This window comes from Pseudomonas sp. SDO524_S393, assembly GCF_054071875.1.
Genome location: NZ_JBSVVZ010000025.1, coordinates 1 through 16,011, shown reverse-complemented (window position 1 = coordinate 16,011; position 16,011 = coordinate 1). Strand labels below are relative to the sequence as shown.

The window sequence follows — 16,011 nt, the reverse complement described above, 5'->3', positions numbered from 1 at the left end:
AGGAAGGTTCCAGCGTTGGTGTAACCCTTGAGTGATTTCGACGTGAGAATTCGTTCCATTGATAGGTGGGACAAACTGATTCGGCGGGCGCGCTGCTTAAGCGCGCGCTTCCTCGTCCGGCACATGCATCCGGTCCCGATTGGCCAGGGTCGGAAACAGTTTGATCCAGACACCGGTGACCACCAGCGTACCGATCCCGCCCATGACCACGGCGGGCACGGTGCCGAACCAGTGGGCGGTGATGCCGGATTCGAACTCGCCCAACTGGTTGGACGCGCCGATGAACAGGCCGTTGACGGCACTGACCCGCCCGCGCATTTCATCCGGCGTTTCCAACTGCACGAAGGATGCACGGATGACCATGCTGATCATGTCTGCGGCGCCCAGCACCACCAGTACGGCGAGGGAAAACCAGAACGAGGTGGACAGGCCGAACGCGATGGTCGCGACGCCGAATACTCCGACGGCGGTGAACATCACACGGCCCACATGACGGTCGACCGAGAACCGTGCCAGCCACAACGACATCAGCAACGCGCCCACCGCCGGTGCCGAACGCAGCAGGCCCAGGCCCCAGGCGCCGGTCAGCAGAATGTCCTTGGCAAATACCGGCAACAGCGCGGTGGCACCGCCCAGCAGCACAGCGAACAGGTCCAGGGAGATGGCACCGAGAATATCCGGGCGGCTGCGGATGAAACGAATGCCGGCCAGCAGCGAATCCAGGGTGGCTTTGCCTTTGTTGAGCGGGGTCTGGCGCGCAGGCAGGTTGAGGGTCAGCACGCAGGCGATAAGGTACAACGCCACCGTCGGGCCATACACCCACACGCTGCCGAACGCATAGAGCAAGCCGCCCAGGGCCGGGGCGACGATGGTCGCCAGTTGTTGCGCCGATTGGGACGATGCCACCGCGCGCGGGAACAACGCACTGGGCACGATGCTCGGGAGCAGGGCCTGGGTGGTGGGCATTTCGAAGGAGCGTGCGGCACCCAGCAGGAAGGCGAGGATGAAGATCATCTCGCGGGTCACGCTGCCGGTCAGGCCGCCGATGGCCAGTGACAGGGCGATCAAGGCCTGCACGGTCTGGCAGATGGCCGCGACCTTGCGTCGCTCATAGCGGTCGGCCACATGCCCGGTGTGCAGCATGAACAAGACGCGCGGCACGAACTCCACCAGGCCGACCAGGCCCAGGTCCAGCACGTTGCCGGTCAACTGGTAGAGGTTCCAGCCAATCGCCACGGTGAGCATCTGGAAACCGCTGGCGGTGAAGATGCGCGCCAGCCAGAACGCGATGAAAGGGCGGTGGTGACGCAACAGCAACGCGGGTTCACTAGGCATCGGAAGTTCGGGTCAGGGCCGGAGGGAGCGCCGAGATTATCATTAAGTTGTAACAGATGGTTGCAACAACTGAGCTGAGGCAGCCTGTCACGCGGCAAAAGACCACACAGTCCTGCGTTCAAAATGGGACTACTCTTTCAGCAATGCTTGATCCAGATCAACACCTTCACGGGCGTTGCCCTGGCGGCCCTAAGGCCTGATTCCCTACGTGGTTGGCAAAAAAAGAAACGAATTGAAATTCGCCACACTCCATATCCGTGGGGGCAGTGGGTGCAGGCTCCCAGCCAGCAGCCGGTATTACCTGACAGAGGAAGACTTATGTTCGGTTTGGAGGCGCTAGATCTCGCCCGAATTCAATTCGCGTTCACCATCTCTTTCCACATCCTGTTCCCGGCGATCACCATCGGCCTGGCCAGTTACCTGGCGGTGCTGGAAGGCCTGTGGCTCAAGACCCACAACGACACCTACCGTGATCTCTACCATTTCTGGTCGAAGATCTTTGCCGTCAACTTCGGCATGGGCGTGGTCTCCGGCCTGGTCATGGCCTATCAGTTCGGCACCAACTGGAGCCGCTTTTCGGACTTCGCCGGCGCCGTCACCGGCCCGCTTCTTACGTATGAAGTACTCACGGCCTTCTTCCTCGAAGCCGGCTTCCTGGGGGTGATGCTGTTCGGGTGGAACAAGGTGGGGCGCAAGCTGCACTTCTTTTCTACGGTGATGGTGGCCGTGGGCACGTTGATCTCCACGTTCTGGATCCTGTCGTCCAACAGCTGGATGCAGACGCCACAAGGCTTCGAAATCATCGATGGGCGCGTGATTCCGACCGATTGGCTGGCAGTGGTCTTCAACCCCTCGTTCCCTTATCGCCTGGCCCACATGGCTACGGCGGCCTTCGTGGCCACGGCGTTCTTCGTCGGTTCCTCGGCGGCCTGGCATTTGCTGCGCGGCAAAGACAACCCGGCCATCCGCAAGATGCTGTCGATGGCGATGTGGATGGCCCTGATCGTTGCGCCCATCCAGGCGGTGATCGGTGACTTCCACGGGCTCAATACCTTGAAGCACCAGCCGGCGAAAATCGCCGCGATCGAAGGCCACTGGGAAAACATCGGCAATGAACCGACGCCGCTGATTCTGTTCGGCTGGCCTGACATGAAGGCTGAAAAAACCAAATACGCCGTGGAAATCCCGTACCTGGGCAGCCTGATCCTGACCCACTCCCTGGACAAACAGGTGCCTGCCCTCAAGGAGTTCCCGCCCGAAGACCGGCCCAATTCCACCATCGTGTTCTGGTCGTTCCGGGTCATGGTCGGCCTGGGCTTCCTGATGATCTTTACCGGTCTGTTCAGCCTGTGGCTGCGCAAGGGCGACAAGTTGTACACGTCCAGGCCGTTCCTGTACCTGGCACTGTGGATGGGCCCGTCCGGCCTGATCGCGATTCTCGCCGGCTGGTTCACTACCGAGATTGGCCGCCAACCGTGGGTGGTCTACGGCTTGATGCGCACGGCGGATGCGTCCTCCGGGCATAGCCTGGCGCAGATGACTATCACCCTGGTGCTGTTCGTGGTGGTGTACTTCGCGCTGTTCGGTGCGGGGCTGGGCTACATGATGCGCCTGGTACGCAAAGGCCCCGTGACCCACGAAGGCGCCGAGACGACCCACGGCGGTCCTGGCCAGAAACGTACACCGGCCCGTCCGTTGTCGGCCGCCGATGACGGCAGCGATGACGACCACATTCAGCACAAGGGGCATTGAGATGGGTATTGATCTTCCGCTGATCTGGGCCGTGATCATCATCTTCGGCATCATGATGTATGTGGTCATGGACGGCTTCGACTTGGGCATCGGCATTCTCTTCCCCTTTATCCCGGGCAAGACCGACCGCGATGTGATGATGAACACCGTGGCTCCCGTGTGGGACGGTAACGAAACCTGGCTGGTGCTGGGCGGGGCGGCGTTGTTCGGTGCGTTTCCGCTGGCCTATTCGGTGGTGCTGTCGGCCTTGTACCTGCCGCTGATCCTGATGCTGGTCGGGCTGATCTTTCGCGGCGTGGCCTTCGAGTTCCGCTTCAAGGCCAAGGACCACAAGCGTCACCTGTGGGACAAGGCGTTCATCGGCGGCTCCGTGGCGGCCACCTTCTTCCAGGGCGTGGCGCTGGGGGCCTTTATCGATGGCATTCCGGTGGTGGACCGCCAGTTCGCCGGCGGTTCGCTGGACTGGCTTACGCCATTCACGATGTTCTGTGGTGTGGCGCTGATCGTTGCCTATGCATTGCTGGGCTGCACCTGGCTGATCATGAAGACGGAAGGCCCCTTGCAGGAAAAAATGCACGACCTGGCGCGGCCGCTGGCCTTCGTGGTGCTGGCCGTGATTGGCATTGTCAGCATCTGGACGCCGCTCACGCACCCGGAAATCGCCTCGCGCTGGTTCACCTTGCCTAACCTGTTCTGGTTCCTGCCGGTGCCGATCCTGGTGCTGGTGACGATGTACGGGTTGATCCGCGCGGTGGCGCGCAATGCGCATTACACGCCGTTCCTGCTGACGCTGGTGCTGATCTTCCTGGGCTACAGCGGCCTGGGGATCAGCCTGTGGCCGAACATCATTCCGCCGTCGGTATCGATCTGGGACGCCGCCGCGCCGCCGCAAAGCCAAGGCTTCATGCTAGTGGGCACGCTGTTCATCATCCCGTTCATCCTGGGCTACACCTTCTGGAGCTACTACGTGTTCCGCGGCAAGGTGACCCACGAAGACGGCTATCACTAGGAGGGGTGTGACATGTCCGGCAAACCGTCGTTGCGCGAGATCGAGCAGGCCGAGAAACAACCGCTGTGGCGGCGCCTGGGGTGGCTGGCGATGATCTGGACTGGCAGCGTGCTGGCCCTGTTCATCGTGGCCAGCCTGATGCGCATGTTCATGAACGCGGCGGGCCTGACCACCCACTGACATCCCATCCGGGCCTTGCGGCCCGGCTTTCAGCCCTTCTGTCGAAGGGCTTTTTTATTTGCGCGCCTTGAGAATCACGAACTTCGGGGTGGCCGCCACTTGCTCGACTCCCCGGAACAGCCGCGCCAGTTTGCTGTGATACCCCAGGTGGCGGTTGCCGACTATATAGAGGGCGCCACCCACCACCAGCGCTTCGCGCGCCTGCTGGAACATGCGCCAGGCGAGGAAGTCACCCACCACCTGCTGTTGATGGAACGGCGGGTTGCACAGCACCACGTCCAAAGATTGCGCTGCCTGCCCGGCCAGGCCATCGCCGGCGCGTACCTCCACATCGCGATTGCCCAGGGTTGCGTGCCAGTTCTCGGTGGCGGATTGCACGGCCATATAGGACTCGTCCACCAGGGTGTAGTGGGCATCAGGGTTTTGCAGCGCGCTGGCGATTGCCAATACCCCATTGCCGCAACCGAGGTCTGCCACGCGGGCACTGCCCAGGTTGCCCGGCAGGTGTGGGAGGAAGGCGCGGGTGCCGATGTCCAGGCCTTCGCGACAGAACACGTTGGCATGGTTGAGCAATTCAAGCGCGGGTGTTTCGAGTGTGTAGCGGGTCGGGTAGGGTGAGACCGCGGTCGGACGATCCGCGACCGTTGCAATCAACAGACGGGCCTTTTTGACTGCCAGAGAGGCCTGCATCGGGCCGATATAACGTTCGAGCAACTCACCCGCCGCGCGTGGCAGGTGCTTGATCATCGCGGCGGCGATCACCTGCGCTCCCGGCGCCAACTGGCCTTGCAGGCGGATCAACTGTTCCTCCAGCAGGGCCAGGGTCTTGGGCACGCGGATCAGCACACGATCGAACGGCCCGGTCGGCACCTGGCTGGCGGGCGTGAAGGGTACGGCATCGAAGGCCTTGCCGTTACGCGCCAGGTTTTTTTCCAGCCCCTGGGCGGCGAGAAACGAATCGCCACTGGAGATGACCTGCACCCGGCCTTCTAGGCTTGCCGCCAGGGCGCCGAAACTGTCGTTGAGTACCAACACACGCGTTGTGGGCGCGGGCTGCTGTTCGGCCAGGTGGTTGAGCAGGTATTCATCGGCGGCGTCGAAGGCTTGCAGCGGGTCGTTATGCTGTTCTGGCTGGCGGATAAGATCGAGTTGGGCGAAGGGGCTGTCGAGCAGGGGCATGGCGGGGGAGGCTCTGGATAATCGGTGAGTGTTCGGCAGCGGCTGCGCAACCCTCTGAGTGAACTTCGACGCAGCTGCGGGGAGTTGCATCAACACTCAGAATTGGTTGCAAATGTTACTTTCTTTCCAGAGGGATTACATGCGGTGTTTCCGGGCGATTAAAAACAGCCCATCTTGGAAGCCCTGAGCACAGCGGCAATTTTGTTGTGGACTCCCAGTTTCTTGCAAGCATTGCCGAGATGAAAACCGATGGTGCGCTCTGACAGACAAAGAATGACGGCGATGTCGGAGGCCGTCTTGCCCATGGCTGACCATTTGAGGATTTCCGTCTCGCGTGATGTCAACTTGCTGGGCGCGTTCACGCCGGGTTGCGCGGCATATTTCTGGACGACCACGGCATGCATCGCATGGCACAGCCATAACACTTGGCCGGCCTTTTCGTAGAGCTCTTCGGGGCTTACCTGGCCCTCGCCGCGCCCCAGGGTGAGCATGCTGAATACGCCCTGGAAATCGTGGACCGACTGGGTCCAGCCCAAATGCATTCCCATCGACTGAGCCAGCTCCCACAGGTCGGGCGTCGCATTGAAGGCTTTCTGTTCCCAGACGAAGGGCAGCACGCAGCGTTTGCAGTGACTGACAGTGGGGTCAACTTCGAAGTAATGCGCTTTTTTGTAACGCGTATTCCATTCATTGGGGTAGTTGTTGAGTTGAATCGGTTCAGTTTGATAGTCGAGCGATTGAGAACTCATGGTAAATGAACAATATTGGAAGCCGAGTTCATAAGTGTGGTTGACCACCATTTCAAACACGCTGGTAATCTCGTTCTCACCTTCCAGTTTGGGGAGCCGGGTGTTGCGCCAGTTGACCATTGATAACTCTCCATGGGGGTTCTCCCTGAATGGGGGACTTCCTGGCTCCCCAGTGCTGCTTCACGCCAAATCAGTGTAGGACATGTATTACATGGCGGATGAGGATTTTCGCTGTTGTGCGGCGAGGCTCAAGCGTGTATGCCCCTGCTCTTAGTTGGGTCCACCCACATATCAGCAAATTATGTCGGTTTTTTAGGGAGTTGAGGCATCTGTTACGGGCAATTTACAGCGAGTTTTGGACACTCTTGGCAGGGATTAATAGCCAATTAATTAGTGGTGCCATTAATCGGCCACTGGTTGCCATCAGCGAAATGCCACTACCAACCGCAGGTGTTTCCGCGGGCGAGTTTGAGGGACACTAGGGCACCTGTAGAACGGAGCCCCCCATGACGGCCAGTGCTGAGAAATTTACCCGCCAGACCTTGCTCGATGTGCAATCGCTGACCCCCAGCCTGTTTACCTTGCGCACGACCCGCGACCCGGGTTTTCGGTTCACCGCCGGCCAGTTCGTGCGCCTGGGTGTGACCAAGGCCGATGGCAGCACGGTTTGGCGGGCCTACTCGGTGGTGTCTTCCCCGTTCGATGAGCACTTGGATTTCTTTTCCATCGTCGTGCCCGGTGGCGAATTCACCAGCGAACTGAGCCGCCTGCGCGTGGGCGATACCCTGATGGTGGAACGTCAGGCCACCGGCTACCTGACCTTGAATCGTTTCATTGATGGGCGCGACTTGTGGTTGCTGGGCACCGGTACCGGGGTGGCGCCGTTCCTGTCGATCCTGCAGGACTTCGAAGTCTGGGAAAGATTCGAGCGCATCATTCTGGTGTACAGCGCCCGGGAAGCCAGGGAGTTGGCTTATCAAGCGTTGATCAAGGAGCTGGATGAGCGCGAGTACCTGGCCGAGCACGCCCACAAGCTTGTTTACCTGCCGATCGTCACCCGTGAGCAGCACCCGGGAACATTGAACGGGCGCATCACCACCTTGATCGAGAATGGCGAGCTGGAACGTGCCGCCGGCGTCGAGCTGACCCCCGAGCACTCCCGCGTGCTGATCTGCGGCAACCCGCAGATGGTCGATGACACGCGCCAGTTGCTCAAGCAGCGCAACCTGCAACTGAGCCTGAGCCGGCGTCCGGGCCAGGTGGCGGTGGAAAACTACTGGTAATCCTGTAGTGAGCGGGCGGTGCGACGATTCGACAAGCCCGCTCACCACATAGCGTTCGACTTAAAGCGTTTTGTCGTTCTGCGCCTTGAGCAGATCGCGGATTTCGCCCAGCAGCACTTCTTCCTTGCTCGGCGTCGGTGGCAGGCTGGGGGCCACGGCTTCTTCGCGTTTGAGACGGTTGATGGCCTTCACGCCCATGAAGATTGCGAAGGCAATGATCACAAAATCGACCACGCTCTGGATGAACTTGCCATAGGCCAGTACCACCGCCGGTATATCGCCTTGTGCTGCCTTGAGTGTTATCGCCAGGTCGCCAAAGTCCACACCACCGATCAACAGACCCAGTGGGGGCATTACTACATCGCCTACAAAGGATGAAACAATTTTGCCGAACGCCGCGCCGATGATAATACCGACGGCCATATCGACCACATTGCCTTTGACCGCGAAGGCCTTGAACTCACTGATCACGCCCATGGGTTATTCCTTGTTACAGATGAGAAGGGTGGACTCAGTGTAAGTCAGTCGTAGGAGGCTTGCGCGACACAACTGTTAACACTGTTAGTTTTTATCGACACAATTAAACGCAAATAGTTTGCAAAGTGCCACCAATCGCGCGCGAAATACCCGGGATTTCAGCGGTTCGCCACATTATTTTATATATCGGAATAGTACGGCTTTTCTATTTATCTTCTGACTGTCAGGTCACTAGCCTCTGGCAAGCACAACTGAATGTGCACTAAAAAAACCAGAGGAAACCTTGATGAAGAACCCAATGAACCGCGGGACGGTGTCGGCGCGCCATGCGCTGGCGCTGGTGACCGCCAGTGTGCTTTCCCTCTCTGTGCAAGCCGCCAACCTGACCCGCGACAACGGTGCGGCGGTCGGCGACAACCAGAACTCGCAAACCGCCGGCGCCAATGGCCCGGTGCTGTTGCAAGACGTGCAACTCATCCAGAAGCTGCAACGCTTCGACCGCGAGCGCATCCCGGAGCGCGTGGTGCATGCCCGCGGCACCGGTGCCCACGGCACCTTTACCGTCACCGATAACCTCAGCGACCTGACCAAGGCCAAGGTGTTCGCCGCAGGCGAGACCACGCCGGTGTTCGTGCGTTTCTCCGCCGTGGTGCACGGCAATCACTCGCCGGAAACCCTGCGTGACCCGCGTGGTTTCGCCACCAAGTTCTACACCGCCGAAGGCAACTGGGACTTGGTGGGCAACAACTTCCCGACCTTCTTCATTCGCGATGCGATCAAGTTCCCGGATATGGTCCACGCGTTCAAACCCGACCCGCGTACCAACCTGGATGACGACTCGCGTCGCTTCGACTTCTTCTCCCATGTGCCCGAGTCCACGCGTACCCTCACCGAGCTGTACTCCGACTCCGGCACCCCGGCCAGCTACCGGGAAATGGACGGCAACGGCGTGCACGCCTACAAGCTGATCAACGCCAAGGGCGAAGTGCACTACGTCAAGTTCCACTGGAAGAGCCTGCAAGGCATCAAGAACCTGGATCCCAAGCAGGTCACCGAGGTTCAGGGCCGCGACTACAGCCACATGACCAATGACCTGGTCACCCATATCAACAAGGGCGACTTCCCCAAGTGGGACCTGTACGTGCAGGTGCTCAAGCCTGAGGACCTGGCCAAGTTCGACTTCGACCCGCTGGACGCCACCAAGATCTGGCCGAATGTGCCGGAGCGCAAAGTCGGCCAGATGGTGCTGAACCGCAACCCGGCCAACGTCTTCCAGGAAACCGAGCAAGTGGCCATGGCCCCTGCCAATCTGGTGCCGGGCATCGAGCCGTCGGAAGACCGCTTGCTGCAAGGCCGTGTGTTCTCCTACGCCGACACGCAGATGTATCGCCTGGGGCCGAACGCCCTGCAATTGCCGATCAACGCCCCTCGGGTGACCGTCAACAACGGCAATCAGGACGGCGCGATGAACACCGGCAAAACCACCACGGGCGTGAACTACCAGCCAAGCCGCCTGTTGCCACGGGATGAGCCGCAAACCGCGCGCTACAGCCAGTCGCCGCTGTCGGGCAGCACCCAGCAGGCGAAGATCCAGCGCGAGCAGAACTTCAAGCAGGCCGGCGATCTGTACCGCTCCTACAGCAAGAAAGAGCGCCAGGACTTGATCGAAAACTTCGGCGGCTCGCTGGCCACTACCGATGACGAGAGCAAGCACATCATCCTGTCGTTCCTCTACAAGGCTGACCCGGAATACGGCACCGGCGTGACCAAGGTGGCCAAGGGTGACCTGGCGCGCGTGAAGGCGCTGGCGGACAAATTGACGGACTGATCCGTCGGTTCTGGCCGGCGCCCCGGAACGGGCGCCGGTCTTTGGCAGGAGAACATCCATGCGTATTTCTATCGGATTGCTGATGGCCATGCTGGCCTTCGTCGCCCATGCCGAGTCGCCCGATCCGGTGGCGCTCAAGGCTCAATTGCAGGACTACTATTTCGACGCCGCCCGCCGTGGCGACCTCGACATGCTCAACACCTTCATCGAATCCGGCTACAGCCTCAACACCCAGGACGACAAGGGTTACACCGCGTTGATCCTGGCCGCCTATCACGGCCAGGGGCCTTTCGTGGAGCGCTTGCTCGCCGCCGGCGCGGATGCCTGCGTGCAGGACAAACGCGGCAACACGGCGTTGATGGGCGCGATCTTCAAGGGCGAGCTGAAAATTGCCCAGCGCCTGCTGGCCACCGATTGCAACCCGGACCAGCGCAACGGTGCCGGACAGACCGCCGCCATGTACGCCGGGCTGTTCAAGCGCGTCGAGCTGCTGGACGAACTGAAAGCCAAGGGCGCTGATCTCAATGCCGAAGACCCGGTCGGCAACAGCGCTTCACGTTTGGCCAGTGGGGAAATCCGTACCCCGGCCTCGCGCTGAGCTATCATCGCGGTTTTTCGGTTGGAGGTTCTCGAATGGCAAAGGCCAAGCGCATGTACGGCTGCACGGAGTGCGGCGCGACCTTTCCCAAGTGGGCCGGCCAGTGCACCGAGTGCGGTGCCTGGAACACCCTGACTGAAACCATGATCGAAAGCGGCGGCGCAGCAGCGCCCTCCGGCCGCACCGGTTGGACCGGGCAACAGGCGCAGATCAAGACCCTGGCCGAAGTCAGTGTCGAAGAAATCCCGCGTTTTTCCACGGCGTCCGGCGAGCTGGACCGCGTCCTTGGCGGCGGCCTGGTGGATGGCTCGGTGGTGCTGATCGGCGGCGACCCGGGCATCGGCAAGTCGACGATCCTGCTGCAAACCCTGTGCAGTATCGCCAGCCGCATGCCGGCGCTGTACGTCACCGGCGAAGAGTCCCAGCAGCAAGTGGCGATGCGTGCCCGCCGCCTGGGGCTGCCCCAGGACCAGTTGCGGGTGATGACCGAGACCTGCATCGAAAGCATCATCGCCACCGCCCGGGTGGAAAAACCCAAGGTCATGGTGATCGACTCGATCCAGACGATTTTCACCGAGCAACTGCAATCGGCGCCGGGCGGTGTGTCCCAGGTGCGCGAAAGTGCGGCGCTGCTGGTGCGCTATGCCAAACAGAGTGGCACGGCGATCTTCCTGGTGGGCCATGTGACCAAAGAGGGCGCACTGGCCGGGCCTCGGGTGCTGGAGCATATGGTCGACACCGTGCTGTATTTCGAAGGCGAATCCGATGGCCGCCTGCGCTTGCTGCGGGCCGTGAAAAACCGTTTCGGCGCAGTGAACGAACTGGGCGTGTTCGCCATGACCGATCGGGGGCTGAAAGAAGTCTCCAACCCGTCGGCGATTTTTCTCACGCGAGCCCAGGAAGAAGTGCCGGGCAGCGTGGTGATGGCGACGTGGGAAGGCACCCGGCCGATGCTGGTGGAGGTGCAGGCGCTGGTGGACGACAGCCACCTGGCCAACCCGCGCCGCGTTACGTTGGGCCTGGATCAGAACCGGCTGGCGATGCTGTTGGCGGTGTTGCACCGTCACGGCGGTATTCCGACTCACGATCAGGACGTGTTCCTCAACGTGGTGGGTGGGGTCAAGGTGCTGGAGACCGCGTCCGACCTGGCCTTGATGGCGGCGGTGATGTCCAGCCTGCGCAATCGGCCGTTGCCCCATGACTTGCTGGTGTTCGGCGAGGTCGGTTTGTCAGGGGAAGTACGCCCGGTGCCCAGCGGCCAGGAGCGCCTGAAAGAGGCGGCCAAGCACGGCTTCAAGCGCGCCATCGTGCCCAAGGGCAACGCGCCGAAGGAGTCGCCGGCGGGGCTAAAAATTATCGGGGTCACGCGCTTGGAGCAGGCGCTGGATGCGTTGTTCGAGTAGTCATCGACCTCACTGCCAATAGAGCCCACTGTGGGAGCCGGGCTTGCCCGCGATGAGGGTGTGTCAGATAAAGGTGTACACGCTGGTCCGCCGCTATCGCAGGCAAGCCAGCTCCCACCATTTTGGTGTGTATTGGCTGTCAGGTCTCCAGCAATGCTGCCAGCTCCCTGTGCAGTTCATCCTCGTCACCCAGGTTCAGCTCGATCAACCGCCGTAAATGGCTGATCGAGTCCAGGTCGATGTGCTGGCACACAAACCCAAGCTGCCCGTGATCGTCATGGGCCAGCTTCACCTGCATCTTGATATGCGCCTGTGGGTCCAGCCGGATATCCACGTCAAACAGGCGCTTGCCATTACCCCGCCAGTCGTCAGGGCGCTCCACCAGCAACCCGCGCAGCGACAAATCCACCAGTTGCACCGGCCAATTCCAGCTGTCCTGGGAAATGGTCGTCCTGGCATCAAAGGCGATTCGTCGAAAACGGCGGCGGTCAGACGGTTGCTCGGTCATTGGTTAAACCCTCTGTGAATAGAAGGATTGTAGCCTTGCGCCATCACCCGGCTTTTATTTCTGCTTTTTTTGCGATGGCAAGGCTCTAGACCAACGTAGGGGGGTGGTCTTTGAGGCCAACAGCGCTAAACTCGGGATGGCTGTCCTTCTGTCCACCCTGGCTGGAATATAAAAATGAAAAATAATAATAGCCTGCTACGCCACCTACCCTGGCTGGTGCTGGCAATCGTAGGAGCGTGCGCCCTGGGCGTAGTGGCCTTGCGCCGAGGCGAGGCGATCAACGCCTTGTGGATTGTGGTCGCTGCCGTGGCCATTTATCTGGTCGCCTACCGCTACTACAGTCTGTTCATCGCTAACAACGTGATGCAACTCGATCCACGGCGGGCCACCCCCGCAGTGCTCAATAACGACGGTCTGGACTATGTGCCGACCAACAAGCACATCCTTTTCGGTCACCATTTCGCGGCAATCGCCGGTGCAGGCCCGCTGGTCGGCCCGGTGCTGGCGGCGCAAATGGGCTACCTGCCCGGCACCCTGTGGCTGATTGCCGGGGTGGTGCTGGCGGGCGCGGTGCAGGACTTCATGGTCCTGTTCCTGTCCACCCGTCGCAACGGCCGTTCCCTGGGGGACATGGTTCGCGAAGAGATGGGGCGTATTCCGGGGACCATCGCGCTGTTCGGCTGCTTCCTGATCATGATCATCATCCTCGCGGTGCTGGCGCTGATCGTGGTCAAGGCCCTCGCCGAGAGCCCATGGGGCATCTTCACGGTCATGGCGACCATCCCGATCGCGATGTTCATGGGCGTCTACATGCGCTACATCCGCCCGGGCCGCATCGGCGAAATCTCGATCATCGGCGTGCTGTTGCTGCTGGGTTCGATCTGGCTGGGCGGGCAGGTCGCTGCTGACCCGGTGTGGGCCAAGGCCTTCACCTTCACCGGCGTACAGATTACCTGGATGCTGATCGGCTACGGCTTCGTGGCGGCGGTATTGCCGGTATGGCTGATCCTCGCACCGCGTGACTACCTCTCCACCTTCCTGAAAATCGGCACCATCATCGCCCTGGCCATCGGCATCCTGGTCACCATGCCAGAGCTGAAAATGCCGGCGCTCACCCAATTCATCGACGGCACCGGCCCGGTGTGGAAGGGCGGCCTGTTCCCGTTCCTGTTCATCACCATCGCCTGTGGCGCCGTCTCGGGTTTCCATGCGCTGATCTCCTCGGGCACCACACCCAAGCTGCTGGACAACGAAACCAACGCCCGCTACATCGGTTACGGCGGCATGTTGATGGAGTCGTTCGTGGCCATCATGGCGATGGTTGCCGCGTCGGTGATCGAGCCAGGCGTGTACTTCGCCATGAACAGCCCTGCCGCCGTGGTGGGCGCAGATGTGGCCGCCGTGGCGCAGACCGTCAGCAGCTGGGGCTTTGCAATTACTCCGGAAGCGCTGCAGGCCGTGGCCCATGACATCGGTGAGACCACCATCCTGGCCCGTGCCGGCGGTGCGCCGACCCTGGCGGTCGGTATCGCGCAGATCCTGCACAGTGTGCTGCCGGGTGAAAACACCATGGCGTTCTGGTACCACTTTGCGATTCTGTTCGAAGCGCTGTTCATCCTGACCGCCGTCGACGCCGGTACCCGTGCCGGTCGCTTCATGCTGCAAGACCTGTTGGGTTCCTTCGTGCCGGCGCTGAAACGCACCGAATCCTGGACCGCCAACCTGATCGCGACTGCCGGTTGCGTGGCCATGTGGGGTTACCTGCTGTATCAAGGTGTGATCGACCCGTTGGGCGGCATCAACACCTTGTGGCCGCTGTTCGGCATCTCCAACCAGATGCTGGCCGGTATCGCGCTGATGCTCGGCACCGTCGTGCTGATCAAAATGAAACGCCAGCGCTACATCTGGGTGACCTTGCTGCCTGCGGTCTGGCTGTTGATCTGCACCACCACGGCGGGCTTCATCAAGCTGTTCGACGCCAACCCGGCGATCGGCTTCCTGTCCCTGGCCAAGAAGTACAGCGATGCCCTGGCCAACGGCCAGATCCTGGCCCCGGCCAAGAGCATCGACCAGATGCAGCACGTGATCTTCAACGCCTACACCAACGCAACGCTGACCGCGCTGTTCCTGTTCGTGGTGTTCAGCATCCTGTTCTACGCGCTCAAGGTCGGTGTCGCCGCCTGGGGCAACAAAGAACGTACGGATAAAGAAGCCCCGTTCCAGGCCCTGCCGGACGCGTGATCGAGGATTGCAGCCATGTTCAATGACCTCAGTCGCCTCGGTAAATACCTCGGTCAGGCCGCCCGCCTGATGGTCGGCATGCCCGACTACGACACGTACGTCGAGCATATGCAAACCAAACACCCGGACAAACCGGTGATGGACTACGAGGCGTTCTTCCGGGAGCGCCAGGAAGCCCGTTACGGTGGCAAGGGTGGGCCAAAGTGCTGTTGAGTTAACGCAATACCCCTGTGGGAGCGGGCTTCTGTGGGAGCTGGCTTGCCTGCGATGGCATTGCCTCGGTGTGACTGAAACACCGAGGTGTCTGCCTCGCGGGCAAGCCCGGTTCCCACAGGGGTCTGCTCCCACATTTGTTTTTGTATTCCTTCAAGGAGAACTGCATTTTGTCCTCTCCCATTCCGGTCACAGTCCTCAGCGGCTTCCTCGGTGCCGGCAAGACCACCTTGCTGCGCCATCTGCTCAAGGCCGAGCACGGCCTGAAGATCGCGGTCATCGAAAACGAATTCAGTGATGCCGGTATCGACACCCAGCTCCTGGGCGCAGAGCCGGTACAGGTCATGACCCTGTCCAACGGCTGCGTGTGCTGCACTATCCACACCGACCTGACCAAAGCCCTCTACCTGTTGCTGGAGCGTCTGGACAGCGGCGAGATCGCCTTCGACCGCCTGGTGATCGAATGCACCGGCCTCGCCGACCCGGCCCCGGTGGCGCAGACCTTTTTCATTGATGAAGAACTGCGCGAGCGTTACATCCTCGACGGCATCATCACTCTGGTGGACGCGGCCCATGCCGAGCATCATCTGACCCAAACCATTGCCCAGGCCCAGATCGGCTTTGCCGATCGGCTGCTGGTGAGCAAGCGCGATCTGGTGGATGACGCCACCTTTGACGCGCTCAGCGGGCGCCTCACTCGCATCAACCGCCGTGCGCCGATCCGTGTGGTCGATCATGGCCAGATCGATTTGGCCGAACTGCTGGATGTGCGCGGTTTCAACCTCAACGCCGGCATGAGCTTGCGCCCGGTCAGCGCCGCGCCGTCCATCGACCGCATTTCGAGCCTGGTGCTGCGCACCGACCAGCCGCTGGATATCAACCGGCTCAGCGAGTTTATGAACGAGCTGTTGGAAGACCACGGAAAGCAGTTGCTGCGTTACAAAGGTGTGCTGAATATTGCCGGGGAAGACCGGCGCATGGTGTTTCAGGGCGTGCTCAAGCTCTACGGCTTTGATTGGGACACGGAGTGGGAAGAGGGCGAAGCGCGGGAAAGTGTGATTGTGTTTATTGCCGATGAGTTGCCGGAAGACAAGATCCGCGAAGGCTTCCAGCGCGTCTACCAACCCTGATTTGAAAATGCAGTCAGTGTGGGAGCTGGCTTGCCTGCGATAGCGGTCTGTCAGCTGACTCATCACTGCCTGATACACCGCCATCGCAGGCAAGCCAGCTCCCACAGGTGACCGTATTTCAAGTCC

General features: G+C 60.9%; 15 protein-coding genes. 10 read left to right on the top strand and 5 right to left on the bottom strand.

Annotated elements, in window-relative coordinates; genetic code table 11:
• Positions 1 to 96: 96 nt before the first annotated feature.
• Positions 97 to 1,335 (bottom strand): MFS transporter, encoded by a 1,239-nt coding sequence (locus ACW9IB_RS13335; RefSeq protein WP_457413982.1) that lies wholly within the window; start codon positions 1,333 to 1,335, stop codon positions 97 to 99.
• A gap of 318 nt (positions 1,336 to 1,653) precedes the next feature.
• Between ACW9IB_RS13335 and ACW9IB_RS13330 the strand changes: the two genes are divergently transcribed.
• From ACW9IB_RS13330 to ACW9IB_RS13320, 3 genes are read left to right on the top strand one after another with little or no spacing between them, the layout of a single operon-like run.
• Positions 1,654 to 3,087: a cytochrome ubiquinol oxidase subunit I gene (locus tag ACW9IB_RS13330; RefSeq protein WP_457367670.1), complete on the top strand. Its 1,434-nt coding sequence runs from the start codon at positions 1,654 to 1,656 to the stop codon at positions 3,085 to 3,087.
• Between the two features lies 1 nt (position 3,088).
• Positions 3,089 to 4,096, top strand: coding sequence for a cytochrome d ubiquinol oxidase subunit II (gene cydB, locus ACW9IB_RS13325; protein WP_457367669.1), 1,008 nt, complete (start codon positions 3,089 to 3,091; stop codon positions 4,094 to 4,096).
• 12 nt (positions 4,097 to 4,108) lie between these two features.
• Positions 4,109 to 4,276, top strand: coding sequence for a DUF2474 domain-containing protein (locus ACW9IB_RS13320; RefSeq protein ID WP_457413981.1), 168 nt, complete (start codon positions 4,109 to 4,111; stop codon positions 4,274 to 4,276).
• Between the two features lie 54 nt (positions 4,277 to 4,330).
• Here ACW9IB_RS13320 and ACW9IB_RS13315 read toward each other — a convergent pair whose 3' ends face one another.
• The gene (locus ACW9IB_RS13315; protein ID WP_457413980.1) at positions 4,331 to 5,455 is read right to left on the bottom strand and encodes a methyltransferase; all 1,125 of its coding nucleotides are present in this window, start codon (positions 5,453 to 5,455) and stop codon (positions 4,331 to 4,333) included.
• 158 nt (positions 5,456 to 5,613) lie between these two features.
• Positions 5,614 to 6,324 carry a LuxR family transcriptional regulator gene (locus ACW9IB_RS13310; RefSeq protein ID WP_457413978.1) on the bottom strand — a complete coding sequence of 237 codons (711 nt, stop codon included), beginning with the start codon at positions 6,322 to 6,324 and terminating at the stop codon, positions 5,614 to 5,616.
• Between the two features lie 386 nt (positions 6,325 to 6,710).
• Here ACW9IB_RS13310 and ACW9IB_RS13305 point away from each other — a divergent pair, with 386 nt between their 5' ends.
• Complete coding sequence (locus ACW9IB_RS13305; protein ID WP_457413977.1) at positions 6,711 to 7,487, top strand: ferredoxin--NADP reductase; 777 nt, start codon at positions 6,711 to 6,713, stop codon at positions 7,485 to 7,487.
• Positions 7,488 to 7,547: 60 nt separating this feature from the next.
• On the opposite strand, the gene mscL is transcribed toward ACW9IB_RS13305, so the two are convergent.
• Positions 7,548 to 7,964 (bottom strand): large-conductance mechanosensitive channel protein MscL, encoded by a 417-nt coding sequence (mscL, locus tag ACW9IB_RS13300; protein WP_457369148.1) that lies wholly within the window; start codon positions 7,962 to 7,964, stop codon positions 7,548 to 7,550.
• A 286-nt stretch (positions 7,965 to 8,250) separates the two neighbouring features.
• Here mscL and katB point away from each other — a divergent pair, with 286 nt between their 5' ends.
• From katB to radA, 3 genes are read left to right on the top strand one after another with little or no spacing between them, the layout of a single operon-like run.
• Positions 8,251 to 9,792, top strand: coding sequence for a catalase KatB (gene katB / locus ACW9IB_RS13295; RefSeq protein WP_457413975.1), 1,542 nt, complete (start codon positions 8,251 to 8,253; stop codon positions 9,790 to 9,792).
• Positions 9,793 to 9,850: 58 nt separating this feature from the next.
• Positions 9,851 to 10,390 carry an ankyrin repeat domain-containing protein gene (locus tag ACW9IB_RS13290; RefSeq protein WP_457369146.1) on the top strand — a complete coding sequence of 180 codons (540 nt, stop codon included), beginning with the start codon at positions 9,851 to 9,853 and terminating at the stop codon, positions 10,388 to 10,390.
• A 35-nt stretch (positions 10,391 to 10,425) separates the two neighbouring features.
• On the top strand, positions 10,426 to 11,793 hold the full coding sequence (radA, locus tag ACW9IB_RS13285; RefSeq protein ID WP_457413974.1) for a DNA repair protein RadA: 1,368 nt from the start codon (positions 10,426 to 10,428) through the stop codon (positions 11,791 to 11,793).
• A 139-nt stretch (positions 11,794 to 11,932) separates the two neighbouring features.
• Here the strand turns inward: radA and ACW9IB_RS13280 are convergent, their stop codons facing one another.
• Positions 11,933 to 12,301, bottom strand: a complete 369-nt coding sequence (locus tag ACW9IB_RS13280) for a PilZ domain-containing protein (protein ID WP_457369144.1) — start codon at positions 12,299 to 12,301, stop codon at positions 11,933 to 11,935.
• 174 nt (positions 12,302 to 12,475) lie between these two features.
• Between ACW9IB_RS13280 and ACW9IB_RS13275 the strand changes: the two genes are divergently transcribed.
• The 3 genes from ACW9IB_RS13275 to yjiA all read left to right on the top strand — a co-directional run bounded on the left by ACW9IB_RS13275 (position 12,476) and on the right by yjiA (position 15,885).
• The gene (locus ACW9IB_RS13275) at positions 12,476 to 14,542 is read left to right on the top strand and encodes a carbon starvation CstA family protein (protein WP_457413972.1); all 2,067 of its coding nucleotides are present in this window, start codon (positions 12,476 to 12,478) and stop codon (positions 14,540 to 14,542) included.
• Positions 14,543 to 14,557: 15 nt separating this feature from the next.
• The gene (locus ACW9IB_RS13270; RefSeq protein ID WP_041023338.1) at positions 14,558 to 14,755 is read left to right on the top strand and encodes a YbdD/YjiX family protein; all 198 of its coding nucleotides are present in this window, start codon (positions 14,558 to 14,560) and stop codon (positions 14,753 to 14,755) included.
• Between the two features lie 170 nt (positions 14,756 to 14,925).
• On the top strand, positions 14,926 to 15,885 hold the full coding sequence (yjiA, locus tag ACW9IB_RS13265; protein WP_457413971.1) for a GTPase: 960 nt from the start codon (positions 14,926 to 14,928) through the stop codon (positions 15,883 to 15,885).
• The last annotated feature ends 126 nt before the right edge of the window (positions 15,886 to 16,011 follow it).

Coding starts and splice junctions, on each gene's coding strand:
- mscL (WP_457369148.1), bottom strand. CDS start 7,964: ATGGGCGTGATCAGTGAGTTCAAGGCCTTCGCGGTCAAAGGCAATGTG.
- radA (WP_457413974.1), top strand. CDS start 10,426: ATGGCAAAGGCCAAGCGCATGTACGGCTGCACGGAGTGCGGCGCGACC.
- ACW9IB_RS13280 (WP_457369144.1), bottom strand. CDS start 12,301: ATGACCGAGCAACCGTCTGACCGCCGCCGTTTTCGACGAATCGCCTTT.
- ACW9IB_RS13275 (WP_457413972.1), top strand. CDS start 12,476: ATGAAAAATAATAATAGCCTGCTACGCCACCTACCCTGGCTGGTGCTG.
- ACW9IB_RS13290 (WP_457369146.1), top strand. CDS start 9,851: ATGCGTATTTCTATCGGATTGCTGATGGCCATGCTGGCCTTCGTCGCC.
- ACW9IB_RS13335 (WP_457413982.1), bottom strand. CDS start 1,335: ATGCCTAGTGAACCCGCGTTGCTGTTGCGTCACCACCGCCCTTTCATC.
- katB (WP_457413975.1), top strand. CDS start 8,251: ATGAAGAACCCAATGAACCGCGGGACGGTGTCGGCGCGCCATGCGCTG.
- ACW9IB_RS13310 (WP_457413978.1), bottom strand. CDS start 6,324: ATGGTCAACTGGCGCAACACCCGGCTCCCCAAACTGGAAGGTGAGAAC.
- ACW9IB_RS13330 (WP_457367670.1), top strand. CDS start 1,654: ATGTTCGGTTTGGAGGCGCTAGATCTCGCCCGAATTCAATTCGCGTTC.
- cydB (WP_457367669.1), top strand. CDS start 3,089: ATGGGTATTGATCTTCCGCTGATCTGGGCCGTGATCATCATCTTCGGC.
- ACW9IB_RS13270 (WP_041023338.1), top strand. CDS start 14,558: ATGTTCAATGACCTCAGTCGCCTCGGTAAATACCTCGGTCAGGCCGCC.
- ACW9IB_RS13315 (WP_457413980.1), bottom strand. CDS start 5,455: ATGCCCCTGCTCGACAGCCCCTTCGCCCAACTCGATCTTATCCGCCAG.
- ACW9IB_RS13320 (WP_457413981.1), top strand. CDS start 4,109: ATGTCCGGCAAACCGTCGTTGCGCGAGATCGAGCAGGCCGAGAAACAA.
- ACW9IB_RS13305 (WP_457413977.1), top strand. CDS start 6,711: ATGACGGCCAGTGCTGAGAAATTTACCCGCCAGACCTTGCTCGATGTG.